Here is a 25,610-nt window from a genome sequence, read left to right on the forward strand (position 1 = left end):
CTAGCGTTTCGGCATGAACGGCATCACAATGCCGCAATTGTTGCAACAAATTGCAAAAAAACATCCGAATATTGCCGCTCAATATTCCAAGAATGCGCAAGGCGATTTTATTCCCCTCTCCTATTCACAGGTTTTTGATAGGGTATTAAGCTTTGCAGGCGGGCTGTTATCCCTCGGCATCACGCGGGGAGATAGAGTCGGTCTTATCGCAGATAACCGGAAAGAATGGTATCATGCCAGTATGGGGATTATGGCGATCGGAGCATGCGATGTTCCGCGCGGCTGTGATGCAACCGAACAGGATTTAGTGCGTATTTTGTCCTTTGCCGAATGTACGTCGGCAGTTATAGAAAACCGGGATCAATTTATAAAAATCTTAAAAAATCAGCAACAGTTCCCGCTGCTCAAAACACTCATTGTTTTTGAACCTATCGATATTCAAGATGAAGAGCTTAAAACAAAGGGCGACATTTCCCGCTTTGCAATGTACAGCTACGATGAAATTATCGAACGGGGCACTGCATACCGGCAAGAACACCCCGATGCGGTGGAACGGGAACTGGAAAAAGGCGCCGATACGGAAGTTGCTACGATCATTTTTACCTCCGGTACAACAGGTGAACCCAAAGGGGTTATGCTAACCCATAAAAACTTTGCCGTGCAGCTGGATGATCTTAAAACGAGAGTTATCCTACATTCCGGCGAAAAGGCCATTGTGGTTCTGCCGGTATGGCATAGCTTTGAACGGCTCTGCGAATACGTTATTTTGGCCTCCGCCGCGGGAATGGTATACTCCAAACCGGTCGGAAGTATTCTGCTTGCGGACATTGCAAAAACCAATCCCGCACTGTTTCCCTCGGTACCGCGTATTTGGGAGTCCGTCTATACCGGCGTTTTTAAGGCGATGAAGCAGGCAGGCGGTATTAAGCAAAAACTCTTCAACTTCTTTGTTGCGGCGGGGCTATTCCACGCTCACCATGCACGGAATGTAAGAGGGCAAAATCCTCACTTTGCGTTTTATACGAAAATCACCCGCCCGATTATCTCTTTTATACCGTTTCTCCTATCTGCGCCGTTTTATGCGCTCGGCAATGTGCTGGTATTTAAAAAGATCCGTACCAAACTCGGCACCGGATTCCGCCAAGGTGTTTCCGGCGGAGGAGCGCTGCCGCCCAATATCGACGCTTTCTTTTGGGCTATCGGTGTCAGTGTAACCGAAGGATACGGTTTAACCGAAACGGCGCCGGTTGTTTCCGTCCGCCCGCTCGGACACCCCGTATTCGGCACAATCGGCAAGCCGCTGTCATGCACAAAAGTAAAAATTGTCGACGATAGCGGAAACGAACTGCCGGCCGGCAAGCTCGGTACCGTCATGATCCGCGGCACCAGCGTTATGAAAGGATATTACAAACGGCAGGATTTAACCGATGCGGTAATCGATAAAGACGGCTGGTTTGACAGCGGCGACCTCGGTATGAAAACGATTGACGGTGAACTTATTCTGCGCGGCAGAAAAAAAGACACGATTGTGCTGCGCGGCGGGGAAAATATCGAACCGGTACCGATTGAAATGAAGCTGCAGGAATCTCCGTTTATCGCGCAGGCAGTAGTACTCGGCCAAGATCAGCGCTTTTTGGGAGCGTTGATTGTGGCGGACGAAGCCGAAGTAAAAAACTATGCAGCCGAACAGGGAATATCGGCCGCCTCGTTTGAGGAATTATTGGCAAAACCCGAGATAAAAAAACTTTTTGACCGGCAAATTTTCTCGCTTATAAACCATGAGAACGGCTTTAAACTTTTTGAACGGATTAACCGTTTTACACTCCTTGCAAAACCGTTTGAAGCGGGTGTGGAGCTTTCGGCAAAGCAGGATGTCATGCGCTATAAAATCACTTCACTATACAGCAAACAAATAGAAGCGCTATTTGCCGATTAATGGAATTTCCTTTGTAGAAGCTTCAACACGAGGTCTTGCCGTATCCGCTTGTTTTTCTTACAATCACACTACGTTATTCATAATTCTTAATTAAGAATTATGAATTATTTTGTAGGGAGAATATATGCGCTGCCCGTATTGCGGAAGTGTTGACGATAAAGTGGTAGAGTCCCGAACGCTCGGCCAAGGTGATTGTATCAGGCGGCGGAGGGAATGTCTCAGCTGCGGATACCGCTTTACCAGCTATGAGCGGATAGAAGAAAAACCGCTGATGGTGATTAAACGAAACGGCCGAAGAGAACCCTTTGACCGCTCAAAATTGGAACGCGGCATCGAACGTTCGCTGGAAAAACGCCCCATTTCGATGAACGAAATAGAAAATATCGTCAGCGATATTGAAGATGCAGCGGTTATGAACAGTAAGGGGGCAAAGGAAATTAAGAGTACCGAGCTGGGCGAAATGGTACTTGCCCGTTTACATTCACTTGACAAAGTCGCTTATATCCGGTTCGCATCGGTATATAAGAAATTTAACAATCTTGACGAATTTATCAATGAAGTGCAAAAAATACATATTACATCTGACGGGATGCCTTAATATCGGTGTTTTATGCCTTTTTAAATATGTGGAGGAAAAAAATGGATCAAGCGGTATTTCCTGAATGGACAACCTTTTTAGGCGACACAACAAGAGAGACAAAACCGGTTTTGAGGTCGGTTGTAAAACGGTCGGGCGATATTGAAGTCTTTAACCGGAATAAAATAAAAATCGCGATTCAGAAGGCTATCGAAGCGGTTACCGGTGCTGCGGATGAAGAGAAAGCCGATGTACTGACTGCTGCAGTAGAAGAAAAATTGACGCAGCTGATGGCTTCGCGTCATGCGCATTCGATTCCCGCAATCGAAGAAATTCAGGATATTATTGAAAACGTTTTAATCGAACGGAACGAAGCCAGTATTGCAAAGGCGTTTATCCTTTACCGTGCAAAACGGGAGGCTGTCCGCGATGCGGAACGGCTGATGATCGATATCGATAAAACGATGAACGGATACTTGAACAAAAGCGATTGGCGGGTAAACGAAAATGCCAACGTCAACTTTTCGCTCGGAGGCCTCATCCTGCATAACTCCGGCACGATAACGGCAAATTACTGGCTTAAAAACATCTATACGCCGGCAATTGCCGAGGCGCATCAGACGGCAGCTTTTCACATCCATGATCTTTCGATGTTCTCCGGTTATTGTGCGGGCTGGTCGCTCCGGCAGCTCATTCAAGAGGGCTTAGGCGGCGTCCCGGACAAGATTACATCAAAGCCTGCGCGCCATCTTTCCACCCTTATTCAGCAAATCGTGAACTTCCTCGGCATTATGCAGAACGAATGGGCGGGAGCGCAGGCGTTCAGCTCCTTCGATACCTATCTGGCTCCCTTTGTAAAAGCCGACAACATGGACGAGAAGAGCGTTAAGCAATGCCTGCAAAGCTTTATCTATGGAGTGAACACGCCGAGCCGTTGGGGAAGCCAAGCGCCGTTTACCAATATCACGCTTGACTGGACATGCCCCAAAGACCTTGCCGATAAAAAAGCGGTTGTCGGCGGCAAAGAAACCGATTTTACCTACGGCGATTGCCAAGCTGAAATGGATATGATTAACAAGCTCTTTATCGAGCTGATGTTGGAAGGCGATGCGGCAGGCCGCGGTTTTCAGTATCCCATTCCAACCTATAACATTACCGAAGATTTTAAGTGGGACAGCCCGAATGCCGCCCTTCTTTTTGAAATGACGGCAAAATACGGAACTCCGTACTTTCAGAACTTTATCAATTCGGATCTTAATCCGAGCGATGTCCGCTCCATGTGCTGCCGGCTGCAGCTGGATAAGCGTGAACTGCGGAAACGGGGCGGCGGCCTTTTCGGCTCCGACGAATTCACCGGCTCCATCGGCGTGGTTACCATCAATATGCCGCAAATCGGCTACCTTGCGCGTACCGAAAAAGAATACTTTGACCGTCTCGACTATCTGATGGAACTCGCAAAAACGAGCTTACAGATTAAACGGAAGGTAATTCAGCGGCTTTTGGAAGGCGGGCTTTTCCCGTATACGCGCCGGTACCTTCAGCACTTAAACAATCATTTTTCTACCATTGGAATTTGCGGCATGAATGAATCGTGCCTGAACTTCCTCGGGGAGAATATCGTGGGCGAAACCGGCAAGGCCTTTGCCGAAAAGGTACTGACCCACATGCGCAAGCGGCTCGCGGACTTTCAGGAACAAACAGGCGACCTCTTCAACCTTGAAGCAACCCCTGCCGAAAGCACTTCCTACCGGCTTGCACGGCATGATAAGCAGCAGTTCCCCGACATTATCACTTCAGGAGACCGCGAGCCGTATTACACCAATTCAAGCCAGCTGCCGGTTTCGTACACCACCGATGTGTTTGAAGCCTTGGATCATCAGGAAGCGCTGCAGCGTAAATACACCGGCGGCACGGTATTCCATATTTTCTTAGGCGAATCGATTAAGGACTGGCAGGCATGCCGCGATTTGGTTAAGGCGGTTGCATCCCATTACCGCATACCGTACTTTTCCATATCGCCGACTTTCTCCATCTGCCCCAAGCACGGCTACATCGACGGAGAGCATTTTGAATGCCCCTTGTGCAAACGAGAAAAAGAAGCCGAACTGGAAGCCCGCCTGCGTGAACTGGAAGCGGAAAAAGAGGCCTTGGGCTACTAGCCGTCAGGGCAATCGCATCAGATTATTTTTAACAGCCCCGCAGAATAAGTGCGGTCGTTCAAGCAGAATTTCGCCGCGTTGCGTCTCAAATGCTTGCCCAACCTCACTTATTCTGCGATTTTTATTTATCTATCTGATGCAATTGCCCTTCTCTTGAAATGTTTATATTTTTAGAAATCGATTTCCTTGCCGTAATAGGCTGCAAGATAGATTTTCTTAATATCGGCAGGAGAGGTCTTGCGCGGATTGGTGAGCGTACAAGCATCGTTAAAGGCTCTTTCGCTCATTAAATCCAATACCTTGAGGAACTTATCTTCCGCAATAACGGTATTCTTACCTTCCTTAATAGTGCGGGTAATGCCGACTTTCCGGTTCAAAGCGGAAACTGCATTCGCAATATTGTCGATACCCAAAGCGCCTTCCAGTTTGCTGTAGCGGTCGGTCTCTTTTCTGTTATAATTGATAATGTACGGAAGCATGATCGCATTCGCTTCACCGTGCGTCAGATGGAATTCGCCGCCGATTTTATGAGCCATCGAGTGTACGATACCGAGTGAGCAGTTGCTGAACGCAATACCGGCAACGGTAGACGCCGTATGCATTTTTCCGCGCGCTTCCATATCGTTTCCGTTTGCAACAGCCCGTTCAAGATAGTCAAACACCAGCCGGATCGCTTCCAGTGCATAGGGATCGGTATAATCGTCATGAGCGGTAGAAACGAATGCTTCGATAGCATGAGTCATAACATCCATACCGGTTTGAGCTGTAACAAGCGGAGGCATCTTTGCAGGGATTCTATCATCGACAATCGCAATATCCGGAATAATATCGGGACTTACGAGCGGGTATTTGATATTTTTTTCGGTGTCCGTAATAACGGAAAAAGCGGTAATTTCGGAAGCCGTGACGGGATACCGACCAGTTTTGCTTTTGTTCGCAGCTTCGGGAATTTGAAGGCAGCTAAATCGTCAAAATTGTAGCCGGGGTATTCATAGTACACCCACATGATTTTTGCAGCATCCATTGCGGAGCCGCCGCCCAACGCGATAATCCAATCGGGATTAAAGGCTGCCATCTTTGCGCCGCCTTCCTTACAGGTTTTAACGGAAGGATCGGGCTCTACGCCATCGATAACCAGCACTTCCATCCCGGCTTTTTCCAGATAGCCCTTCGCTTCATCGATAAAGCCGAATTTTTTCATTGAGCTTCCGCCGGTAACAATAGCGGCTTTCTTTCCTGTTAATGTTGAAAGGAATTCCAAGGCGCCCGCACCGTGTACAATTTTCGGGGGGATACTGAATGTTGCATACTTCATAATCATACTCCTATTCATTAAGGCCGCTCTAAACATTGAAGTTTCCAGAGGTACCTATTAAAAGAAATGCTGTGTATTACCGTTATTTTGAACGGCTACTTCAACACTCTTTTATTGATAGTATTATAACGATATATTATTATTTAGTAAAGGGAAAAACGATAAAAATATCTATATTTATATAAAAGCCGATCAGCCCTGACAATACGAACCAATCGGCATTGTGAATATCTTATAACTCTATAGACGGATTGGATTGCGTTAAAATTTCGGTTGTAACCGAGGCGCCGAGATATTTTTGAGCATAGTCGCCGATAAGCGCCAAGGCAGCTTTTAGGTCATCCAACCGGGACGGATCGAGATTTTCCATAATGACAAACGCATTTTTAGTATTTTCCGTAATCATCGTGCGTTGACCGTCACGCCAATTGAAACAGCGGCATATAGCGCCCTTGTTATCGCGGTAACAGAGTTCGCCTTCCAACGTCTGGCTATGTTCCTCATCGCCGAGCGCAAAAAAATCGTCGCCGCCTTTTGTAAGGCCGAGAATTAAATCGCCGTCAAAGGCATCGCTGTCTTCCGCACCGCATGGCAAACCGAACTGCAGCGAAGCGGCATTGTAAATATCTACCAACGGATTGATATATGACACGGGATTTTGTTTTTCTACCCGCTTGAGCAGCGCTTCGATGCTGCACCGGACGCCTTTCTTTGTCTTAAACTTACGGTAAGCATCGCGCCAAATGGCAATAACGGGATTTTCGCTGAATACGTTTTTTACCAAAAATTTTTCCGCATCGGAATTACTTCGGGAAAGCAGCACTTTTATATCGCGGACGCTTTCGCCGCTATTATTTACGTTCTTTAATAATACCACACCGAGCTGTGCTTGAGGAAACAATTCCCAAAAAGAAGCATCCGCCAAAAATTTACTCATAGCATCTCCTATAAAAACTTCTGCAGGCAATATCAGAGCCTACAATCCTGTTCTGTAAAAAACAGATCGACATATCCGCTTTTACGGACTGTGAATCAATATCCGGAAATACTATAAAGGTATGAGGTTGCTTTGTAAAGAGACAGAAACGCCGCCATATACCGGAAAGATTTTCCATAAAAGAAAGGTACGCAAATAAGAGTTTTTAGAATACGCCTTTCGAACTTGTTTTTGTCCGGCTGTCTTGTTATATTTATTCTGTACGGAGGCTTCGTTATGGGAACATTATATTGGAAGCGGGTATACGACCCTACAGAACCGCAGGACGGGTTTAGAATATTGGTTGACCGACTCTGGCCGCGCGGGATTACGAAAGCGAAGGCGGAACTCGGAGATTGGGCGAAAGATATTGCACCGTCACCGGATATACGGCAGGCTTACCATAAGGGGGAAATAGATTACGGACATTTTTCCTCTCTCTATGCAAAGGAACTGAAAAGCAATCCTGCTGCCGAAACTTTTATAGAAAAGCTCAAGAATAAACTGCAGATCGGCAACGTTACGATACTGTCCGCCGTCAAAGAAACGGAGGTGAGTCATATTCCTACACTGCGGGCATTTATCGAAAAAAACATATAAGGCATTACTAAAGCAGCAGCATACCCGCTATTTTGAAATTAATGCTTTTGGAGATTTATATGAAAATCGGAATTAAAGGCGACACCAGCTTTACCGTTACAAAGGAAATGCTGGCAAGTCAAGACGGAGATGATACCCTTGAAGTTTTTTCAACTCCGACAATGGTTTTAAAAATTGAACGGACGGCAGCGCTCAGTGTGCTGCCATTCATGGAAGAAGGCTATACGATGGTCGGTGTAAAAATTGACGTTCAGCATACCGCTGCCACGCTTGAAGGAATGAAGGTTTTTGTACATACGGAATTAATAGATATAAGCGAGAACGGAAAATTTTTAACCTTTAAAGCGGAAGTGTCAAATGAAAAGGGAGTTATCGGCACCGGCACCCATGTACGTGCAATCGTGAATAAAAAGCGCTTTATGGAAAAGCTTCGCGCTGCAGTAAGCGAGGGATAAAACAAAGCTATTCCCCGCTTACCACTCGTTAAACGTATTAAAATGCAAATGCGGGGCTATAAGCTACTGTGCTTTAATTCAGCCTGTACCCGCTGCACAACATAATCGGCGACCCCGTCAAGCGGCATATTTACCGGATCCGTATCGGAACGGAACTTGAACTCAACATTGGGAAGTTTCTTATCGCTGATAACAATACGGATAGGCAAGCCGATTAAGTCCATATCCTTGAACTTAACTCCCGGACGTTCCACACGGTCGTCCAGCAGCACCTCGATGCCGCGCATTGTAAGTTCATCATGCAGCCGGTCGGCAGCAGCTTTCATCGTTCCTTCGTATTGAATCGGTACGATACCGACATGATACGGTGTAACGCTCATCGGCCAGATAATCCCATTGCTGTCATGGTGCTCCTCGATAATCGAGGCCAACGCACGGTCTATTCCGATACCGTAGCAACCCATTAAAGGATATTGCTGTTGCCCGCTTTCGTCGAGATACGTCATATTCATGCTCTTTGTATACTTTGTACCGAGCTTGAAAATATGACCGAGTTCGTTTCCCTTTTTGCTGTAAAACGGTGTTCCGCATAACGGGCAACTATCGCCGGCTTTTACGACACGGACATCGTACACCATAGCGGGAGTAAAATCCCGCTTCGGTTCGACGTGAATATAGTGCATATCTTTTTCCAGTGCACCGGTTACGGCGTCATGCATCAGCATCACGCTTTCGTCGGCTAATACGGGCACTTTAGTTAAACCGATGGGGCCGGCGAACCCGACTACCGTACCGGTAATGTCTTCCACATCCGCATTGGAAGCAAGTTCTACTTCGGCTGCCTTGAGTGCTGCGGTTAATTTTGCTTCGTTGACTTCCAAATCACCGCGGATACAGACCGCAACGAATTCGTTATCGATAACTTCGGAATCCTTTACATGATAAATTAAGGTTTTGATAAATGCCTTAGGAGAAGTATGCAAGAACGCAACCAGCTCTTCAATTGTACGGGCATCGGGTGTCGAAAGTTTGGTGCATTTTTCCGAAGTTTCGGCAAGCTCCGTATAAGGGTCGGGAGCGCATGCGGCCTTCTCTTCGTTTGCGGAATAGCGGCACTGCGGGCAAAGGATGAGCGTATCGTCTCCGATGGCGGATTCCACCATAAACTCCTCGGAACCGCTGCCGCCCATAGAGCCGGAATCTGCCCGTACCCGTATGATGCTTAGGCCGAAACGGCGGAAGATTTTTTCGTACGCTTCGCCGAATGCGCGGTAGGTTTTATCAAGACATTCCGCATTGGTATGGAAAGAATACGCATCCTTCATCGTAAATTCACGGGCACGCATTAACCCGTAGCGGGGACGGATTTCATCCCGGTATTTTGTATTGATGTGATATACCGAAAGCGGATAATCCTTATAAGAACCGAGCTCGTACCGCATAAGGGCGGTAAAGGATTCTTCGTTTGTAGGGCTGACGACAAGATCTTGCCCGAGACGGTTTTTCATCCGTAAAAGCCCGTCCCCCATCGTGTACCACCGCTTGGATTCTTGCCAAATTTCGCCCGGAGCGACAACCGAAGCCTTGCATTCCAGACATCCGATTGCGTCGATTTCCTCCCGTACGATATTTTCAACTTTTCTGAATACCCGCAAGCCGAGCGGCAAATAATTAAATAATCCGTTTCCTAATCTGCGGATCATTCCCGCACGCAATAATAATTGATGACTGACAACGACTGCTTCCGCCGGGGTTTCCCGCAATGTAGGAATAAAAGTTTGAGATCTCTTCACACTATGCCTCACTCAGGGTAATCGCATCAGACAGTTTTTTTACAACTCTACAGAATAATGAAGACTATTCAACCAGAACTGCCACGGACGGCAGTGGTTCTACGCCTCTGCGATGTTTTGTGCACGCACAAAACTCGCCTTCAACTGATGTACACGGATGTACATCAGTTGAAGATGGCTCAAATGGTTGTCCAACCTCCATTCTTCTGCGAGATGTATCTATACGTCTGATACGATTGCCCTTCTTCTAAAATAAACGGCACGAAATTTTATTCAAAATTTCGTGCAAAAGGAAGACAACCGATTAAAATATTTCCGGTACGGTTGCCCTGATACCTCACTATCTAAACTAAGCCGCAAGCATATAAAATTTTTTTTCTTATGTAAAGTAGACCATTCCCAAGAAAAAAGTAACGGCAGTGTTTTTCAATGCTGCGGCAGAACCGCATCTTCGGAACGAGTACCTTCAATATGCAGAAAAACCCTGTTGGGCATACATGCATTCCAATCTCCGGCCTGCTTAAGCGCAGCGGCATGTACGCAGGTTTTATTGGGACACGGAGAATCCGAAATAAAGGCAGTGCTATTCTCTATCCGTATGGTTGTATTGCCGATTGCACCGGGGACAACTACCGTACGCGTATCGGTAAGCGGGTATATCCATTTGCCGGCAGGGGTTTCGATTACCAGCCGCTGCGCGCGGTTCTCCCCTGCATACAGGAAAAATCCCGCCCATAGGGAAATAGTAACAATGGAAGCAAAAACAAGATAATCAAGAACACGTAAGCGGCGGAATATTGACATCATACGCTATACTCTTTTTTTGTTTTTCGGGTTAAAAGAGCCCGCTGCACTCGACCCTGTATCCCTTTTGCAAAAAAGGCTTGTAATAAGTCTTTTTTATCCATCGTTTTTTGATACCCGAACGCAATCTGTTTTTTAGGGTCGGAAAAATCGCGAGAAGAACGGGAACTCGTCAAATTGATAAAAGCGGTAGGATACTCATTCGGCTGCAGCGCAATATGGGCGGTAGTACAGGCGAGCGTTCTCATCAGTACCGAAACCGATGTATCCAATTCGGAAGACGTAACCGGCTCAAACGCACCGAAAGTAAGGGCAAGAATATTCTTATAGCCTTGCTCGCGGGCAACCCAAACCGGTGTATTGTCCATCATGCAGGCATCGATCAGCATCTCATGTTGCCGCTTAACGGGGGTAAAAAGGCCGGGATAAGAAGCACTCGCCCTCATCGCATCGGCTAAAAGCCCCGAATGCAAAACAACCTCTTTACCGCTGCATAAATCGAGGGCGTTGCAAAAAAAGGGAATGCTGCAGTCGTCAAAAGATTTACAGCCGGAAAGCTCCAGAAAAAATTTATGCGCTTTTTCTCCCGAATCCGCCCCCGTACCGGAAAGCATACGGGTAATCAACGTACCGTATTGAATAATCTGATTGAGTGCGTGCTTAAAAAGCGGAATATGCACCCCGCCGCCCACATACCGGTTAACATCGAAGGATTCTTCAAAAACGGCTTCCATTTCCTCTACGGTCTTTCCGCTCGCATATAAGCCTCCGATAATAGATCCCATCGAACAGCCGACGATACAGTCCGGCTTAGGAATATTCAATTCCTCAAGGGCTTTAAAAAAGCCGATATACGCGAGCCCGGCGGCTCCGCCTCCCGATAATACAAGTGCCCATTTCATAGTAACCGGTAGTATACAAGAAAACAAAAACTGCGCCTATAGCGCAGTTATCTTCCTTATGCGCACATCTTTCTGCGCAAATTGCAATTCTTTGCCGTTTGCGGTACAATACCGCCCATGCGTGCAACAAAAGCTATTATTCACCTTGATAATCTAAAATATAACATTACCCAAATCAAACAAACCCTCGTCCCGGAAACAAAGATATGCCTACCGGTCAAAGCCGACGCTTACGGACACGGCGCCGTGCGGACGGCGATTGCCGCAATCCGCGCAGGGGTTTCATACCTTGCCGTTGCTTCCGTACAAGAGGGCATCGAGCTGAGGGAGGCAGGCATTGTCGCTCCCATCATTTCGCTCAGCCTGCCGATTTTGGAAGAAATAGATTCTATTATTGACTATAAACTGGAACCGCTCGTCATAGACGAAGAATTTATCAATGAGCTCAACCGTGCGGCCGATGCGCAAAAGAAAACCGTTGCGGTACACCTGAAAATAGATACCGGTATGAGCAGGATAGGATGCAAACCGTCGGAAGCGGTAAAACTGGCGACTCAGATTGTGCGGGCAAAACATTTGCGATTGCAAGGCGTTGCAACGCATTTTGCCGTTGCGGATTCCGATTCCGAATCCGACCGTGCCTTTACAAAAAATCAGCTGGAACGTTTTACCGATGCCGTCGAAGCGATCAGGCAAACGGGGATACACATTCCGCTCGTCCATGCCGCAAATTCGGGAGCGGTACAGCTGCTGCCGGAAGCTCGGTTCGATATGGTGCGCCCCGGCCTCCTCGCCTACGGGTACCTCCCCATACGGAACGCAGCATATACTATCGACGTAAAACCCGTTATGGAGCTTGTAACGCAGGTGGTACTGATAAAGCAGATACGCGCGGGCACCTGTGTTTCCTACGGGCGCAACTGGACTGCTCCGCAGGATACCTATATTGCAACGCTCCCGATCGGATATGCGGACGGTTTACGCCGCGCGCTTTCGCCCGGTCTGAAAGTACGCATCGGAAGCGAATTTTTCCCCATTGTCGGCAGAATATGCATGGATCAATGTATGATCGATCTCGGGGCGCACCCGTGGGTACAGCGCTGGGACGAGGTGTGCATCTTCGGCCCAAACCCGCAGGATAACAGCGCCCAAACGCTGGCAGACATCGCGGGCACCATTCCCTACGAAATCACCTGCGGCATTCACAAGCGCGTCCCTCGCGTCTTTATCAACGAAAACAAATAGGCGGATTGAATGAGTATGAAAAATTTCCTTTTTGCCGCAGCTCTCACATGCTGTATGCTAACCGCTTGTAAAAATGCCGAAGATTCAATTGCCGTCATTTGGACAGACCGCATCGAATTTATTTCTTATTGTGAAGCTTTTAACAGTGCCCAAAGCCGTTACAAAATTGTCGTCAGTTATAAGGAGAACCCCTCCGATGCTTTGACGAATACTTCCGAGCAGCCTGATATCGTCATCGGCCCGTGGTTAAGGGGTGATGCAACACGGGTAAAATTCAGCAAGCTGGGCGGGATACTTTCTAAAACGAAAATAGACCCGGATATTTTTTACCCGCTCTTATTTGAACTGGGCAATATCAACGGAGCGCAGTACCTCTTGCCGGTAAGTTTTAATTTACCGACCGTCATCTTTTCCGCATCGCAAAAAAATTTAGTAAAGACGAATTTTACGCTTTCGCTTGAAGAAATGCGAACCCTCGCTGCAGAGTACAACAGCAAAAACGGCTCGGAATACACCAAGATGGGGTTTTCTCCCCGCTGGGATACCGATTTCCTCTATGTTAGCGCACAAGGCTTCAACGTATCTTTTGAAGAAACAAAGAATTTTTTTTCGTGGAATGATAAAGCATTACAGGAGCTCATCGCCTATACGCGCCGCTGGTCTGAAGAGGTCAATACGGATGCGGCGGCCGAAGACGAATTTCAATTCAAGTACCTCTATGACCCGCCGTATACTTTGGTCACAAACGGACGCTGCCTATTTTGGTACATGCCGAGCGATAAACTGTTTTCATTAAACAATGAAAAATTAAAATCGCTCGATTACCGGTGGATGAATTATAACGGTAAAACTCCCTTACAGGACGAAATTATCTATGCGGGTATTTGTAAGAAGGCAAAAAATACGGCGGCGGCACGGGCCTTTCTGCTTTGGTTTTTCAATGAAGAAAGCCAGAAAAACCTGCTTGCACGTTCCCAAACCGATAATATGATTGCTCCCTCTTTCGGCTTGGCAGGCGGTTTTTCTTCGTTAAAGAATGTGACGGAAAATATCTTTCCCGTTTATTATCCTCTCTTGCTCAAGCATTTACCCCAAACCGATGATTTTTCCGCGCCCCGCATTTTGCCGCATAACTGGCTGCTGCTTAAAAAAGAGATTATCTTTCCGTATTTACGCGATCAAACGCGGATGCTTACCGGTGATGAAAAACCCGCATCGCTCAATAGGCGTTTATCGGATTGGTATAAAAAACCCCGCTAATTTTTTATTGAAAAGTTTTAAGGAGTGCCTAAAAACCCTGTTGCATTATTAAAGGCAGGCTTTAATAATGCACACCGATTCCTATAAAGATTTCCGTTATCGCTTCTCCGTCACGTTTAGCCGTACCCCTTAGGCCGGAAAGATTTTTAAGTTCCGTTAAATCGAAACCGAGGCTGGCTCTGACGTAAATACTCCTCATTTTTTCGGGATAGACGATAACCTCCATTCCGCCGGCATACCATCCGTCTGAAGGATGATAATAACGATCCGTTTTTTTATCATGCACTAACGCAATATCCAAGAATGGGGCAACCTGAATATCGCAATTAAAAAAACGTGTCCATGAAACGCCGGTAATGTTTTGAAAATCCAATGTAGCAATCCGTACGGGAATATCGAGGTTAAAAGTAAAGGCCGTATCCGTATTGATTCTCTTATTTAAAATACCGCGAAGCGCCGTTCCCGCTTGTGTGCTGGTATTACCGAATAGATGGTAAAAAAACTGCATACGCCCGTATATGCCGACCCTGTTTACAAACGGATAATAGCCGGTTAACGAGGCTGTAAAGCCGGTATTCATCTTTTGCTTGCCGTAAAACTGATAGGAGTACGTATTACCGAGTGAAAAGGATAGCCCTTTCCTAAAATTTAACGTCCAATTCACCCTTGCAAGCGAAAGTGTATGTCCCCAATTGAATGACCAGTTTTTAAGATTATCTGCTTGAATACCGTCAAACGCCCAGTTCCCTGTAAGACTCATAGAGGGAGTCCATACGAGCGAACCGAAATTTTTCACTTCCGTAATCATAACCGGGGCACGGGCATATAGCTTTGTTTTAAAATAATACCGATCGTCAGGGTATAGATATCCCAAGCCGTGAGGTCTGGCTGTTTCGGTTTGCTCTACCGGAACATCTAAGCCGGGCACCCCCTCTTGAGAGTCGTCCGTGTCTACAACAGACATTTGACTTGATGAACGGTCGTTAATCGCCAATTCCGGAAAAAGGCCGAATGCCAAGGAGAACCGTCTATTAAATTTGTGCGATACTTCCAGCCCCGTACCGATATTTATTTTAGGTTCTTCCTTAAATGCATATACAATTTGAAAACTGCTATCCCATAGCAGATTAAAAGCACCTAACCTAAACGGTAATGCAAAATTAAGTGAAGATGAAAAAATCTGTTGATCCGTTTCGGTTGAACGGTACACGATATCGGCTTTCAGAGGCTGCAATGTCCCTATAAAATTAAAATCCTGCATTTTCAGCTTTAGCTGAAACCCGCTATTGGAATCAAAAGAAGGATAAGGCACTACTATGAAGTTCCACGTGTCGGTTATTGCAACCGTAAGTACAACAGGTATCACCGATTGGCTATCTATATCGCCATACTCCGTCTCAATCCGAACCGACTGAATAGCCCGAATATTTTTAAACTGCTGTTCAAGATCATTAAGATAGCGCTGCAGCGCTTCTTCCGAATTAAAAATACGGGCGGTATCGATGGGAACTGCTTGCGATAGCGGATATTTCCGCGTTAATCCTTTAATATTGTAATGAACATCCGTTATCCGATAACTTTGTATAAGAGGTGCTTCGGCAGCTGCATCGGTAAGAGGTTTTTCCTCCGGAGCCTCGATAGCAGCGGGCTGTACCGTTTCAGTTTCCTGCGCATGAGCAGGCGCTATAAGAAAAATGCATACGCTCACCATAACGGAACGTATCAAATGCATATATTTTTGATATGAATAATTGTGCATAATGCTCCTTTTTATCATGTAAACGGCCGATTAAGCAAGATATCTTTGAAAAAATTCTCTAAGGCAGGCAATCAACAACCCCGACGCAAGCGTCGGGGTATTAACCCCTCCGCACGAATAAAAGCGGAGCGTGCCGTCATCACCGCTTAAAAAACTTCGTACGGGATAACTTCTTTGATATAAAGGTAGACAGTCAATTGAGCCGTGAATTTACCGCCGGAAACATAAAGCCGGGGATTATCTTTTATCAGCATTTCTCCGCTGACAGACTTGGGTTTATTTTTAATATTTTTACGTAAATACCCGCGAACCGCAGCAAGCGCCGCTTCACGATAGGCCTGCCGCACTCCGTCTATTTCCATCTTACGCTCTGCACTGCCGGAACCTTTGGCGGTAATATAATTGATACGTATCCATTCCGTTCTGTGTAAAGCGGCTGCACCGCTAACGCGATATTCCGCCCAACAATACAGGTACGGATACTGCGGACGAAGCTCCGTAACGGATAGACGGCTATCATTCGAAGGAATGGTTTGGAGTGGAATCAATTCAAACTCTTCCTCAACTTGTCTCCGTTTATCGAACGGCGTATAGGAAAACTTCCATCCGTAAACCATCCCTTCCATTACTGTTTTTGATAATTCCGTAAGCGCTTGCCGCGGGGGCAGCCGCGTACCCTGCATATCGTCGTCCATTACGCCCGGCTGAGGTTCAAGAAAAACCCACACGGGTGCCCGGATAATAAGCGCTTCATTCGTGTCAGCCCCCGAATAGCTGTCGCCGTAAAGCAACGGCGCGGCGCAGAGCAAAAAAGAAAAACAGCATATTCTCCGGATCGTCATCGTTTTGAATATCATAGCTTTGGGTGATGATTCCTTAGTATAAAATGTTCCGGCACTATTGTTGTACAGGTTTTGCAGGTGCAGCGCTTGGGGCAGAAGCCGGGACACCCGGTTTTCCCTTTTCGATAGAGCCGAACACTGCATAGTTTTTCATTATTTCGAGGAACAGCGCAAAGATATGTCTATCCTGCTCCAAACGGGCAAATGATTCTTTATTTTTAGAGCTGACAACCAGCGCTTTTATGTTGGTAATCAGTTCCGATGTGGGAGCTTTTATATCTTCCAATAAGTGTTCGGTAAAGGCATAAAGATCGGCATAAGCTTTACTTCCGGTTTGTACAACAACCTTTGCCTGCATATTGGCAATTTCAACAATTTTCTGCAGCTGTTTTTTCATATCTTTGCCTTTTTCGATTTCCGCAATATAACCTTGAATTTCAACAAGACTGCATTGCCCTTTCGGTTTAAAAAGTTGTTCAAAATTCTTTATCTTACCTAAAAGCATTTCACATGACCGGTAGATTGCCGCATATTGCCCTTCAATCTGTTTGTTGGCAAAAAAGCCTTCGATCAGCAAAGATTTTAAAAAGGTTTTATAGTGGGTTTCAAAATACATTTCGGTAAAAGCCTTTAACAGCTGCATCGGTTTTACCCAATCGAAGGAAATAGTCGAAAGATTTTGAATAGCGTCGTTGATCGCATCATTATATCCTTCCAACGGTTTCAACGGTGTGCTGCCGAAACACTTTTCTATTAAACCGGTAATATTGGTTTCCTTGATGATTTTTAAAAGGCGCTTTGAATCCGCCTGAAAGTTTTCGCTAATTCGGTCGATATACTCCTGCAGCGGTTTTGCTTCGGAAACGGTTATCTTTTCTTCAAAATTAGGATCTTCCTGAATCAATTTCAACATCATCGGTATCGTGTTCCGTTTCAGCTGATTAGCAAGGATGGTTTCGACGGTATGCAGCGTCTTTTCCAGTTTTGCACCCATTTCATCCGTAAAATTACCGGCACTCCGTGCAAGAAAAACAACGTTATTGATAGTTGTCTGCGTAATAGAGACATTCCGTACGATAAACTGAAAGTCAAGCAAGTTTTTTACTACATCGCCGGCAAATACTTCTTCAAAATTATCTTGTGAAATCGATGCCGGTGCGCCGGCAGTAAGCTGCAGTTTGTTATTAAATCGATTAAGAAAGGAAGCGTAGTCAAAGTCGCATAGGTCGGAAAGAAAAAAAAGTTTGATTAATTCCTGTTCGCGGGTTTTAAAGGCAGGCGTTGTAAAAAGGCGCATAAAACTCTTAAAGCCGTGTATCTGCTCTTGCAGCTTATGTTCCACCTCCTGATAGTTTTTACACTTTGATAAAAGGAGATTCCGCGCTTGAAAGTTGAAACTCCGCTGCTGCTTTGTCTGCTCTTCGGATAAAATTGCTTCAAAGAAGAGATTTTGATACTTTTCGGATGCGCGGATATCCGGAGAATTGACCGTCTTGTCCAACACGGCTTTTACCGGCTGTAAAAAATGGTAAAGTTGATACAGCAGCGACCCGAATGCCGGCAGCAATATCTTACCCGTATGGTACAGCGGCGGGTTTAATTTCTTGAGTTCCAGCGCATAAACTTTAAGCTGCCGTTTCTTTTGATACTCCGGTGAAGAAGAAAAAAAGAGGCCTTCAAATAAATCTTTTATTGCGGCAATAACAGTATTGACAAAATCAAACATAATGTTCCTCACCTGTTTTAGATGATATCATGACGTAATTTAGAACATCGTCCCTAAAATTCTTTCATAGTCTTGCAGGGAGCCTGCCTGTACCAGCTGCTCGCGGAGTCTTGCTCCGCCTGCAATCCCCTTAGTGTAGGCCGCGAACCGCTTGCGCATTTCGCGGCAGGCTATTTGTTCACCTACTTCTTCGCAGAGCAGGTCAAGTTCTTTCTTTGCCGTACGGATTTTATCCTCAGGCAATATTCCGGTATATGCGCCGGTTTGCAGCAGCTCCTTTGTTTGCCGGAAGACAAAAGGATTGCCCATCGCTCCGCGTGCAAACATAACGCCGGCGCATTGTGTCGATGCGAGCATATCCTGCGCCGCCTGCGGGCTAAATAAATCGCCTGAACCGAATACGGGAACCCGTCCCCGCATCATCTGCACCAGCTGTGCAAGGATATCCCAATCTGCCGCTCCGCTGTAGCACTGCGAACAGGTACGCGGATGAATAGTCAGCGCTGCAGCCCCAGCCTCAACGGCTGCATCGGCAGCTTCTTTCCATGTCAGTTCGGTTTGCGACCAGCCGGAACGTATCTTCACCGTTACGGGGATGCCGGAACCTGTTTTGCCGGCTGCTTCCGCAACCGCCTTAACTACTGCATAGAGCCTTTCGGGCTTTCTCATCAGCGCGGAACCCGCCCCCGTTTTGGTAATTTTCGGCATGGGGCAGCCGGCATTAATATCGATACAGTCGGGGCGGTAACGTTCGATAATGCGCACAGCCGTTTCGGCCATATAATCGGGATTGGCCCCGAATATCTGTACCGCGTACCGCTGCTCGTTATATGCACGGGCGATAAGCTTTTCCGTTTTTACCGAATTGCGGATGTATGCCTCCGACGAGACCATTTCAGTATAGGTAAAATCGGCGCCCCAATCAACACAAATAGACCGGAAACTCCTGTCGGAATAGCCCGCAACCGGCGCTAAAAAAATATTTCCGGGAAGCGTTAAACTTCCTATCGTTACCGGCCTGTACAGCCCGTTACCCGCTGCACCGGTTTCCATTGCGCCCAATTCGCTCATTCCGGCAGATTGAAGACTTTACAGCTGTTCTTCCATAGCTGGGCTGCCAATGTTTCCATATCCATCTTTAAAAGCTTAGCCATAAATTCAACGGTCGCAACGGTATTTGCCGGCATATTTCGTTCCTTGCGGTAGAGCGCAGGCGGTATAAACGGACTCTCGGATTCAACTAAAATACGGTCAAGCGGCAGCATCCGTACCGTTTCGTGCAAATTGCGGGCATTCCGGTATGTAAGGTTGCCGGCAAACGAGAAATAGAGCGGCAGCTTTAGTGCGAGCTTTGCAAATTCGGCATCTTCGGAATAGCAATGCAAAATACCGCCTGCGTCGGGTATCCGCTCGGAAAGAATGTTCAGCACATCCTTTCCTGCTTCCCGGTTATGAATAACAACCGGTTTTTTCGCTTTTGAGGCTATCTCAAGCTGTGTGATAAACAACTCGATCTGCGAGCGTTGATCTCCGTATTTTTTGTAGTAATCGAGTCCCGTCTCCCCGACGGCAATAACACCCGGCAGTTGTAAGCCTTTTTCAATCTGGACAGCCCAATCCTTTCCCGGCGCAGTTACCTCCGACGGAGAAACGCCGATGGCATGGTACACCGACTGGTCGGCTTTAAGCGTTTCGTATACCGAATAAAAATCATGCAAGCTATTGCAAATACTGAGAATCCTGACAACAGAAGCCCGTTTTGCTTCTTGTATAGCGCGTAACTGCGCAAGAGGATCGTTGTATAGCAATCCGATGTGGGCATGAGTATCAAAAATTTGCATCGCGGTTCCTCCTTTCAGCGGCAGTTTCACAAATAACAAATAAATCTAAGAGAACTGTCCAAAAACCGTTACTCAATCCGCTTTAACGGATATGATAAATCATATCCTTACGGAAAAAGCCGATAGGCTTTCAGTTTTTGAACAGCCTTCAAAGCATCATTCCCCGATACGTTAGCCGAGGCGTTTTTCCAGCGTATCTAAGGCTTCGGTAAGTTCTTTGGGCAGCTTGTTGCCGAATTTGGGATAGTGATTCTCACGGATATCCGCAATTTCCTTCTTCCAGCCTTCGGTGTCTACCGAGAGGATTTCCTTCATTTGTTCTTTCGACACTTTGAGTCCTTCGGTATTGATTGCACCCTCTTTAGGCATCCAGCCGATAGCGGTTTCTACGGCATTATCCTTACCGTCGCAGCGGTCGAATATCCATGCGAGTACGCGGCTGTTTTCCCCGTAGCCGGGCCAGATAAAGTTACCGTTCGAGTCTTTGCGGAACCAGTTGACATAGAAAATCTTGGGCAGTTTGTCCGCCGTCGATTTTTTACCGATGTTGATCCAGTGCCGGAAGTAGTCTCCCATGTTGTAGCCGCAGAAGGGAAGCATGGCGAACGGGTCGCGGCGGATGCTGCCGACTTTTAAATCGAGCGCTGCAGCGGTAATTTCAGAACCGACGATAGAGCCGAGGAACACGCCGTGGTTCCAATCGCGGGATTGGTGTACCAGCGGGATGGTGCTGGGACGGCGGCCGCCGAATAAGAATGCGGAAATAGGCACTCCTTTGGGGTCTTCCCATTCATCCGCGATAGCAGGGCACTGTTTGGCAGGTGCGGTAAAGCGGGCATTCGGATGTGCAAATTCTTCGCCTTTCGGGCTTTTATCCGTCGGCAGCGCATCGCGGGTATTACCCTTCCAGTCTACCAGTTTGCCCTTCGCAGGGTAACCGATCTGTTCCCACCATATATCGCCGTCTTCCGTTAAGGCACAGTTGGTAAAGATGGTGTTTTCTTTTATGGATTCCATCGCATTCTTGTTGGATTGTTCGGAAGTACCCGGCGCTACGCCGAAAAAGCCCGCTTCAGGGTTAATGGCATAGAGGCGGCCGTCCTTGCCGAACTTCATCCATGCGATGTCGTCCCCAACGGTTTCAACCTTCCATCCGGGGATGGTAGGGATAAGCATCGCGAGGTTCGTTTTACCGCAGGCTGAGGGGAAGGCTCCGGTAATATACTTGGATTTCCCCTCAGGATTGGTGATTTTTAATATGAGCATGTGCTCGGCCAGCCAGCCTTCATCCCGCGCAAGCACGGAAGCGATACGCAGCGCAAAGCACTTTTTACCCAGCAAGGCATTTCCGCCGTAACCGGAGCCGTACGACCATACCAGCCGTTCTTCCGGGAAATGAGAAATATATTTATGCTCCAGCGGAGCGCACGGCCATACGCCGTTATCGGTCTTTCCCGGCTCAAGCGGTTTCCCGACCGAGTGCAGACAAGGAACAAAAGCTCCGTCGGAGCCGAGCGCATCGAGCACCTTTGTACCGACACGGGTCATAATGTTCATATTACAGACAACGTACTCGGAGTCGGTAATTTCAATACCGATTTTCGCAATATCGGAACCTACGGGTCCCATCGAAAAGGGAATGACATAGAGGGTGCGCCCCTTCATACAGCCCTTATATAGGGCACTCATCGTCTGTTTAAGCTCAACAGGGTCTGTCCAATGGTTTGTAGGGCCGGCATCTTCTTCTTTTTTGGACGCAATAAACGTTCTGCTTTCTACACGGGCGACATCGGAAGGATCCGAGCGGAATAAAAAGCTGTTTTTCCGTTTTTTTAGGGGAGTTGCCAGTTTTACATCGACCAGTTTTTTCATCAGCCGGTCATATTCGGCCGCTGACCCGTCGCAAACATATATGGTATCCGGCGTACACAGCGCTGCCACTTCATCAACCCATTTACGAGCTTTTGCATGTTTGAGCGTATCTATTGTCATCGTTTTCCTCCAATTATTTAACACGTTCGCTTATACAGAGTTTATAATATAAATGATAATCGAAAGATCGTGTTTCTGCAAGATTTTTCTTTTTTTATTACCACAAGTTTCCATAATTCATAATTCTTAATTATGAATTCATAATTAGAATTGTCGGTGGAGTTTTTTTTCTTTCTATGGTATACTCAAGCTTGTATGGATTATTACGCAGTGCAGGTAAAGACGGGCAAAGAACCGGAGCTGTTAAAAAAAATACGGAAATTAAATGAAGAAAATCATGAAATACAAGCCTATTTTCCTCGCCGCGTACTTTATATCAAAAAGAAAGGTATACGGCAAAAAGTTGATGCGCCGGTATTTCCCGGCTATATCTTTTTAGAAATCGACGACTTATCGCTTCCGCTCTGCTGGCAACTCCGTAAGACGCCGAATTTTTATCATTTTTTGCCGAATAATCAAAATCCGCTGCCGCTTGTTGACAACGACCTCTCGCTTTTGCACCATTTTCTATCGTTCGGAGAAGTTACCGCTCCGTCTAAAGTATATTTTGATGCGAATTCGCGGATATGCGTTATCGATGGTGCGCTCAAAGGACTTGAAGGAAAAATTATCAAAGTTGATAGAAGAAAGCAGCGGGCTAAGGTATTGCTCGATATGTATACCGACAGCTTTCCCATCGATTTGGCTTTTGATGTTATAGAGCCGGCTGCGGTCGGTTCATATAAATTGGAGGGGAGAGATGACTGCTCCAACTAATAAAGTACAGCCGACCGTGTATATTATCGGAGCGGGGCTAGCGGGTACTATGATTGCCCATGAGATCAAACGGAAGGGCGTATTCGGCCGTGTCGCAGCCTTTCTTGACGACGATCCGCAGAAAATCGGTACTAAGATTGAAGATATTCCGGTGCTTGGGCCGATTCAAGATGTAGCAAGCCTTATCAGGGTTGAGGCGCGGGACGAGGTGCTGATTGCCATTCCAAGCATAAAGGCGGAGCGCCTGCGCGAAATATATGCAATCGTAAAAGAGGCAGGCTTTACAACCATAAAACTGCTGCCGGGCATTTCTCAGATTGTGGACGATAGCGCGCACCTCGTACAAGCCAGAGAGATAAACCCGCAAGACCTACTCGGACGAACGCCGATAAAGATCAGCCTAAAAAGCAGCCTCGCTTACCTGCGCGGGAAACGGGTGTTGATTACCGGCGCAGGAGGTTCCATCGGCAGCGAGCTTGCGCGGCAGCTTCTTTCGGGAGGAGCCGAGCGGCTCTATCTATTCGGGCACGGGGAAAATTCAATTTATCAGATTGACAAAGAGCTGCGCCTCTTGCAGGAAGAAGGAGTCGGCGATAAGGCGACGATTGTCCCCATCGTGGGAGAGCTGAAAGACCGCGATTACATGTGCTATATCATCGGTAAGCTCCGCTGCGATGCGGTCTTTCATACGGCGGCCTACAAGCACGTACCGCTGATGGAAGCAAATCCCGTCGCCGTCATCGAAAACAATGTGTTCGGCACGAAGAACCTGCTCGATGCCTGTATCGAAAACGGCGTCAAGCGCTTCGTACTCATCTCGACCGATAAGGCGGTTAATCCCGTATCGATTTATGGGGTCTCGAAGATGCTCAACGAAAAGATGGTGCTTGACGCCGCCGCGCGCGTCAGTGAAAAATACGGCAGTCCGGACTATGCCTATATGTTTGTCCGGTTCGGAAACGTGCTCGGTTCGCGCGGCTCGATTTTTCCGCTCTTTGTCGAGCAGGTAAAAAAGGGAGGCCCCGTAACGGTAACCTCCCCCGATATGATGCGCTTTTTTATGACCATACCGGAAGCCTGTTCGCTGGTACTGCAGACGGGCGGCGTAGGCATTAACGGACAGTCATACTTACTGGACATGGGCGAGCCGGTGAACATTCTGGAAACCGCCCGTCAGCTGATACGCTACATGGGATACGAGCCTGAGAAGGATATACCGATAGAAATTATCGGGGTGCGCCCGGGAGAGCGGCTGGAAGAACCGCTCACCTCCAAAACGGAATACACCGAGCAGACCGATTATCCTAAAATTCTCCGCCTGCAAAACCGCGAAGAATACAGCAGCGGCACGCTCCGCACACTGCTTGCCGCACTGCAGCCTGTGTGCTGTTCTTCGGACAATCCGGCGCTCTATCGGAACAAAGAGTATCTGACGCGCATACTCTGTGACGCATGTACATCATTCAGGGAGGCACAATCGTGAATATAACGGAACAAAAAAACATACGGGAGATACCTTTTTTTAGACCCTCGTTCGACCGCAGGGAAGAAGAAGCGGCGATCCGTGTGCTGCATTCAGGCTGGCTGACTACCGGCAAGGAAACGCTCGCATTTGAACAAGAGTTCGCCGATACGGTACACAGCCCATACGCGCTTGCGGTCAACTCCGCGTCAAACGGATTGATGCTCGCGATGGAAGCTTTCGGAATTGGAGAAGGTACTAAAATACTTACAAGTCCGTACACCTTTGTATCGACGGCGACAAGCGCCTTACACCTCGGCGGAGAAGCGGTCTATGCGGATATCGCAGCGGATTCCTACAGTATCGATCCCGAAAAAATCGAAGATAAGCTTAAACAGGATAAGAGCATCAAAGCGGTTGTACCCATTCACATTGCCGGAAATCTCTGCGATATGAAGGCGATTAACAGCCTTGCAAAAAAATATAACGTTGCGGTTATCGAAGATGCGGCACACGCCTTTCCTTCAAAAACGGCGGACGGTTACGGAGGAACACTCGGCGATGCGGGCGTGTTTTCTTTTTACGCAACCAAAACCATCACCACCGGAGAAGGCGGTATGATTTGCGTCCGCAGTCCCGAAGCGGCGGAACGCATTAAGCTGATGCGCTCCCACGGAATCAACCGTACGATATGGGACAGGTACACCGACAAACATGCCAGCTGGCAATACGATGTCGTTGCGGAAGGGTATAAATGCAATCTGCCGGACATTTTATCGGCGATCGGCAGAGTTCAGCTGCAAAAAGCGGAAGATTTTTACCGTAAGCGGAAGCTCATAGCAGAACGCTTTACCCGCGCCTTTGAACAATTCGATTTTTTTAAGGTTCCGCCGGACGGAGAAGGCAATGCGTGGCACCTCTATATTCTCCGCATTGTACCGGAGCTGCTTTCCGTCAATAGAGACGACTTTGCCCGTGCGCTGCAGGAACGGGGACTCGGTATTTCGGTTCACTTTATCCCCCACTTTGAAATGACCTTCCTCAAAAAACGATACGGTCTGCGTGCCCAAGACTTTCCCAATGCGGCAGAACACTATGCGCAGAGCATCAGCCTGCCGTTCTGGCCGGATATGACGGACGAGGATGTACAGTACGTCATCGATACGGTAATCGATACCGCAAAAAAGTTCCGTAGATAGGAAGTTTTTGA

The 25,610-nt window shown here is 47.3% G+C and carries 22 protein-coding genes; 10 read left to right on the forward strand and 12 right to left on the reverse strand.

Translation table 11 applies throughout. The features are described 5' to 3' along the window. The first annotated feature begins 13 nt into the window (after nucleotides 1–13). The 3 genes from HMPREF1222_RS03925 (at nucleotide 14) to HMPREF1222_RS03935 (ending at nucleotide 4,672) form a co-directional block, all read left to right on the forward strand. A complete protein-coding gene (locus HMPREF1222_RS03925; protein ID WP_016518303.1) occupies nucleotides 14–1,936 on the forward strand; it encodes an AMP-dependent synthetase/ligase in 1,923 nt (640 codons plus the stop codon). A gap of 124 nt (nucleotides 1,937–2,060) precedes the next feature. After that, the gene (gene nrdR / locus HMPREF1222_RS03930; RefSeq protein ID WP_016518304.1) at nucleotides 2,061–2,534 is read left to right on the forward strand and encodes a transcriptional regulator NrdR; all 474 of its coding nucleotides are present in this window, start codon (nucleotides 2,061–2,063) and stop codon (nucleotides 2,532–2,534) included. A gap of 41 nt (nucleotides 2,535–2,575) precedes the next feature. Continuing rightward, entirely contained in the window at nucleotides 2,576–4,672 is a 2,097-nt protein-coding gene (locus tag HMPREF1222_RS03935) for a ribonucleoside triphosphate reductase (protein ID WP_006187544.1), read from the forward strand. A gap of 170 nt (nucleotides 4,673–4,842) precedes the next feature. Here HMPREF1222_RS03935 and HMPREF1222_RS13395 read toward each other — a convergent pair whose 3' ends face one another. The 3 genes from HMPREF1222_RS13395 to HMPREF1222_RS03945 all read right to left on the reverse strand — a co-directional run bounded on the left by HMPREF1222_RS13395 (nucleotide 4,843) and on the right by HMPREF1222_RS03945 (nucleotide 6,924). Continuing rightward, nucleotides 4,843–5,454 (reverse strand): dehydroquinate synthase/iron-containing alcohol dehydrogenase family protein, encoded by a 612-nt coding sequence (locus tag HMPREF1222_RS13395; RefSeq protein WP_016518305.1) that lies wholly within the window; start codon nucleotides 5,452–5,454, stop codon nucleotides 4,843–4,845. A 53-nt stretch (nucleotides 5,455–5,507) separates the two neighbouring features. Then, nucleotides 5,508–5,987, reverse strand: coding sequence for an iron-containing alcohol dehydrogenase (locus tag HMPREF1222_RS13400; protein ID WP_016518306.1), 480 nt, complete (start codon nucleotides 5,985–5,987; stop codon nucleotides 5,508–5,510). Between the two features lie 232 nt (nucleotides 5,988–6,219). After that, a complete protein-coding gene (locus HMPREF1222_RS03945) occupies nucleotides 6,220–6,924 on the reverse strand; it encodes a B3/B4 domain-containing protein (protein WP_006187541.1) in 705 nt (234 codons plus the stop codon). A 276-nt stretch (nucleotides 6,925–7,200) separates the two neighbouring features. Between HMPREF1222_RS03945 and HMPREF1222_RS03950 the strand changes: the two genes are divergently transcribed. Both HMPREF1222_RS03950 and HMPREF1222_RS03955 read left to right on the forward strand, forming a co-directional pair. Beyond that, nucleotides 7,201–7,563 (forward strand): DUF488 domain-containing protein, encoded by a 363-nt coding sequence (locus HMPREF1222_RS03950; protein WP_016518307.1) that lies wholly within the window; start codon nucleotides 7,201–7,203, stop codon nucleotides 7,561–7,563. A gap of 59 nt (nucleotides 7,564–7,622) precedes the next feature. Continuing rightward, nucleotides 7,623–8,018, forward strand: a complete 396-nt coding sequence (locus tag HMPREF1222_RS03955; RefSeq protein WP_016518308.1) for a thioesterase family protein — start codon at nucleotides 7,623–7,625, stop codon at nucleotides 8,016–8,018. 56 nt (nucleotides 8,019–8,074) lie between these two features. Here HMPREF1222_RS03955 and HMPREF1222_RS03960 read toward each other — a convergent pair whose 3' ends face one another. The 3 genes from HMPREF1222_RS03960 to HMPREF1222_RS03970 all read right to left on the reverse strand — a co-directional run bounded on the left by HMPREF1222_RS03960 (nucleotide 8,075) and on the right by HMPREF1222_RS03970 (nucleotide 11,517). Further along, nucleotides 8,075–9,811 carry a proline--tRNA ligase gene (locus HMPREF1222_RS03960; RefSeq protein WP_016518309.1) on the reverse strand — a complete coding sequence of 579 codons (1,737 nt, stop codon included), beginning with the start codon at nucleotides 9,809–9,811 and terminating at the stop codon, nucleotides 8,075–8,077. A gap of 426 nt (nucleotides 9,812–10,237) precedes the next feature. Further along, nucleotides 10,238–10,618: a NusG domain II-containing protein gene (locus HMPREF1222_RS03965; protein ID WP_016518310.1), complete on the reverse strand. Its 381-nt coding sequence runs from the start codon at nucleotides 10,616–10,618 to the stop codon at nucleotides 10,238–10,240. Further along, on the reverse strand, nucleotides 10,615–11,517 hold the full coding sequence (locus tag HMPREF1222_RS03970; protein ID WP_016518311.1) for a patatin-like phospholipase family protein: 903 nt from the start codon (nucleotides 11,515–11,517) through the stop codon (nucleotides 10,615–10,617). Before HMPREF1222_RS03970 ends, HMPREF1222_RS03965 begins: the two co-directional genes overlap by 4 nt. A 117-nt stretch (nucleotides 11,518–11,634) precedes the next feature. Here HMPREF1222_RS03970 and alr point away from each other — a divergent pair, with 117 nt between their 5' ends. Continuing rightward, nucleotides 11,635–12,762, forward strand: a complete 1,128-nt coding sequence (gene alr / locus HMPREF1222_RS03975; protein WP_006187534.1) for an alanine racemase — start codon at nucleotides 11,635–11,637, stop codon at nucleotides 12,760–12,762. Between the two features lie 9 nt (nucleotides 12,763–12,771). Beyond that, on the forward strand, nucleotides 12,772–14,022 hold the full coding sequence (locus HMPREF1222_RS03980; RefSeq protein WP_016518312.1) for an ABC transporter substrate-binding protein: 1,251 nt from the start codon (nucleotides 12,772–12,774) through the stop codon (nucleotides 14,020–14,022). Nucleotides 14,023–14,083: 61 nt separating this feature from the next. On the opposite strand, the gene HMPREF1222_RS03985 is transcribed toward HMPREF1222_RS03980, so the two are convergent. The 6 genes from HMPREF1222_RS03985 to HMPREF1222_RS04010 all read right to left on the reverse strand — a co-directional run bounded on the left by HMPREF1222_RS03985 (nucleotide 14,084) and on the right by HMPREF1222_RS04010 (nucleotide 22,182). Further along, complete coding sequence (locus HMPREF1222_RS03985; RefSeq protein ID WP_016518313.1) at nucleotides 14,084–15,781, reverse strand: BamA/TamA family outer membrane protein; 1,698 nt, start codon at nucleotides 15,779–15,781, stop codon at nucleotides 14,084–14,086. 146 nt (nucleotides 15,782–15,927) lie between these two features. Further along, nucleotides 15,928–16,638 (reverse strand): hypothetical protein, encoded by a 711-nt coding sequence (locus HMPREF1222_RS03990; RefSeq protein ID WP_016518314.1) that lies wholly within the window; start codon nucleotides 16,636–16,638, stop codon nucleotides 15,928–15,930. A 40-nt stretch (nucleotides 16,639–16,678) separates the two neighbouring features. Continuing rightward, nucleotides 16,679–18,349 (reverse strand): DUF5312 family protein, encoded by a 1,671-nt coding sequence (locus HMPREF1222_RS03995; RefSeq protein WP_016518315.1) that lies wholly within the window; start codon nucleotides 18,347–18,349, stop codon nucleotides 16,679–16,681. A gap of 39 nt (nucleotides 18,350–18,388) precedes the next feature. Next, the gene (gene dusB / locus HMPREF1222_RS04000; protein WP_016518316.1) at nucleotides 18,389–19,420 is read right to left on the reverse strand and encodes a tRNA dihydrouridine synthase DusB; all 1,032 of its coding nucleotides are present in this window, start codon (nucleotides 19,418–19,420) and stop codon (nucleotides 18,389–18,391) included. Next, complete coding sequence (locus tag HMPREF1222_RS04005; RefSeq protein WP_016518317.1) at nucleotides 19,417–20,190, reverse strand: TatD family hydrolase; 774 nt, start codon at nucleotides 20,188–20,190, stop codon at nucleotides 19,417–19,419. The genes dusB and HMPREF1222_RS04005 overlap by 4 nt, the downstream gene beginning before the upstream one ends. Nucleotides 20,191–20,361: 171 nt before the next feature. After that, entirely contained in the window at nucleotides 20,362–22,182 is a 1,821-nt protein-coding gene (locus HMPREF1222_RS04010) for a phosphoenolpyruvate carboxykinase (GTP) (RefSeq protein WP_016518318.1), read from the reverse strand. Nucleotides 22,183–22,377: 195 nt separating this feature from the next. Between HMPREF1222_RS04010 and loaP the strand changes: the two genes are divergently transcribed. Genes loaP through HMPREF1222_RS04025 form a run of 3 tightly spaced genes read left to right on the forward strand, consistent with a single transcriptional unit; the run spans nucleotide 22,378 to nucleotide 25,599 of the window. Next, entirely contained in the window at nucleotides 22,378–22,938 is a 561-nt protein-coding gene (loaP, locus tag HMPREF1222_RS04015) for an antiterminator LoaP (protein ID WP_016518319.1), read from the forward strand. Beyond that, nucleotides 22,922–24,421, forward strand: coding sequence for a polysaccharide biosynthesis protein (locus HMPREF1222_RS04020; protein WP_016518320.1), 1,500 nt, complete (start codon nucleotides 22,922–22,924; stop codon nucleotides 24,419–24,421). The genes loaP and HMPREF1222_RS04020 overlap by 17 nt, the downstream gene beginning before the upstream one ends. Then, nucleotides 24,391–25,599, forward strand: a complete 1,209-nt coding sequence (locus HMPREF1222_RS04025; protein WP_196799917.1) for a DegT/DnrJ/EryC1/StrS aminotransferase family protein — start codon at nucleotides 24,391–24,393, stop codon at nucleotides 25,597–25,599. Before HMPREF1222_RS04020 ends, HMPREF1222_RS04025 begins: the two co-directional genes overlap by 31 nt. Nucleotides 25,600–25,610 lie beyond the last annotated feature (11 nt).

The organism is Treponema vincentii F0403 (assembly GCF_000412995.1).
Lineage (GTDB): Bacteria > Spirochaetota > Spirochaetia > Treponematales > Treponemataceae > Treponema > Treponema vincentii.

What these genes read in the sequence shown, in the direction of transcription:
- HMPREF1222_RS03925 (WP_016518303.1), top strand. Translation starts at nt 14, where the DNA reads ATGAACGGCATCACAATGCCGCAATTGTTGCAACAAATTGCAAAAAAA.
- nrdR (WP_016518304.1), top strand. Translation starts at nt 2,061, where the DNA reads ATGCGCTGCCCGTATTGCGGAAGTGTTGACGATAAAGTGGTAGAGTCC.
- HMPREF1222_RS03935 (WP_006187544.1), top strand. Translation starts at nt 2,576, where the DNA reads ATGGATCAAGCGGTATTTCCTGAATGGACAACCTTTTTAGGCGACACA.
- HMPREF1222_RS13395 (WP_016518305.1), bottom strand. Translation starts at nt 5,454, where the DNA reads ATGCCTCCGCTTGTTACAGCTCAAACCGGTATGGATGTTATGACTCAT.
- HMPREF1222_RS13400 (WP_016518306.1), bottom strand. Translation starts at nt 5,987, where the DNA reads ATGAAGTATGCAACATTCAGTATCCCCCCGAAAATTGTACACGGTGCG.
- HMPREF1222_RS03945 (WP_006187541.1), bottom strand. Translation starts at nt 6,924, where the DNA reads ATGAGTAAATTTTTGGCGGATGCTTCTTTTTGGGAATTGTTTCCTCAA.
- HMPREF1222_RS03950 (WP_016518307.1), top strand. Translation starts at nt 7,201, where the DNA reads ATGGGAACATTATATTGGAAGCGGGTATACGACCCTACAGAACCGCAG.
- HMPREF1222_RS03955 (WP_016518308.1), top strand. Translation starts at nt 7,623, where the DNA reads ATGAAAATCGGAATTAAAGGCGACACCAGCTTTACCGTTACAAAGGAA.
- HMPREF1222_RS03965 (WP_016518310.1), bottom strand. Translation starts at nt 10,618, where the DNA reads ATGATGTCAATATTCCGCCGCTTACGTGTTCTTGATTATCTTGTTTTT.
- HMPREF1222_RS03970 (WP_016518311.1), bottom strand. Translation starts at nt 11,517, where the DNA reads ATGAAATGGGCACTTGTATTATCGGGAGGCGGAGCCGCCGGGCTCGCG.
- alr (WP_006187534.1), top strand. Translation starts at nt 11,635, where the DNA reads ATGCGTGCAACAAAAGCTATTATTCACCTTGATAATCTAAAATATAAC.
- HMPREF1222_RS03980 (WP_016518312.1), top strand. Translation starts at nt 12,772, where the DNA reads ATGAGTATGAAAAATTTCCTTTTTGCCGCAGCTCTCACATGCTGTATG.
- HMPREF1222_RS03985 (WP_016518313.1), bottom strand. Translation starts at nt 15,781, where the DNA reads ATGCACAATTATTCATATCAAAAATATATGCATTTGATACGTTCCGTT.
- HMPREF1222_RS03990 (WP_016518314.1), bottom strand. Translation starts at nt 16,638, where the DNA reads ATGATATTCAAAACGATGACGATCCGGAGAATATGCTGTTTTTCTTTT.
- HMPREF1222_RS03995 (WP_016518315.1), bottom strand. Translation starts at nt 18,349, where the DNA reads ATGTTTGATTTTGTCAATACTGTTATTGCCGCAATAAAAGATTTATTT.
- dusB (WP_016518316.1), bottom strand. Translation starts at nt 19,420, where the DNA reads ATGAGCGAATTGGGCGCAATGGAAACCGGTGCAGCGGGTAACGGGCTG.
- HMPREF1222_RS04005 (WP_016518317.1), bottom strand. Translation starts at nt 20,190, where the DNA reads ATGCAAATTTTTGATACTCATGCCCACATCGGATTGCTATACAACGAT.
- HMPREF1222_RS04010 (WP_016518318.1), bottom strand. Translation starts at nt 22,182, where the DNA reads ATGACAATAGATACGCTCAAACATGCAAAAGCTCGTAAATGGGTTGAT.
- loaP (WP_016518319.1), top strand. Translation starts at nt 22,378, where the DNA reads ATGGATTATTACGCAGTGCAGGTAAAGACGGGCAAAGAACCGGAGCTG.
- HMPREF1222_RS04020 (WP_016518320.1), top strand. Translation starts at nt 22,922, where the DNA reads ATGACTGCTCCAACTAATAAAGTACAGCCGACCGTGTATATTATCGGA.
- HMPREF1222_RS04025 (WP_196799917.1), top strand. Translation starts at nt 24,391, where the DNA reads ATGTACATCATTCAGGGAGGCACAATCGTGAATATAACGGAACAAAAA.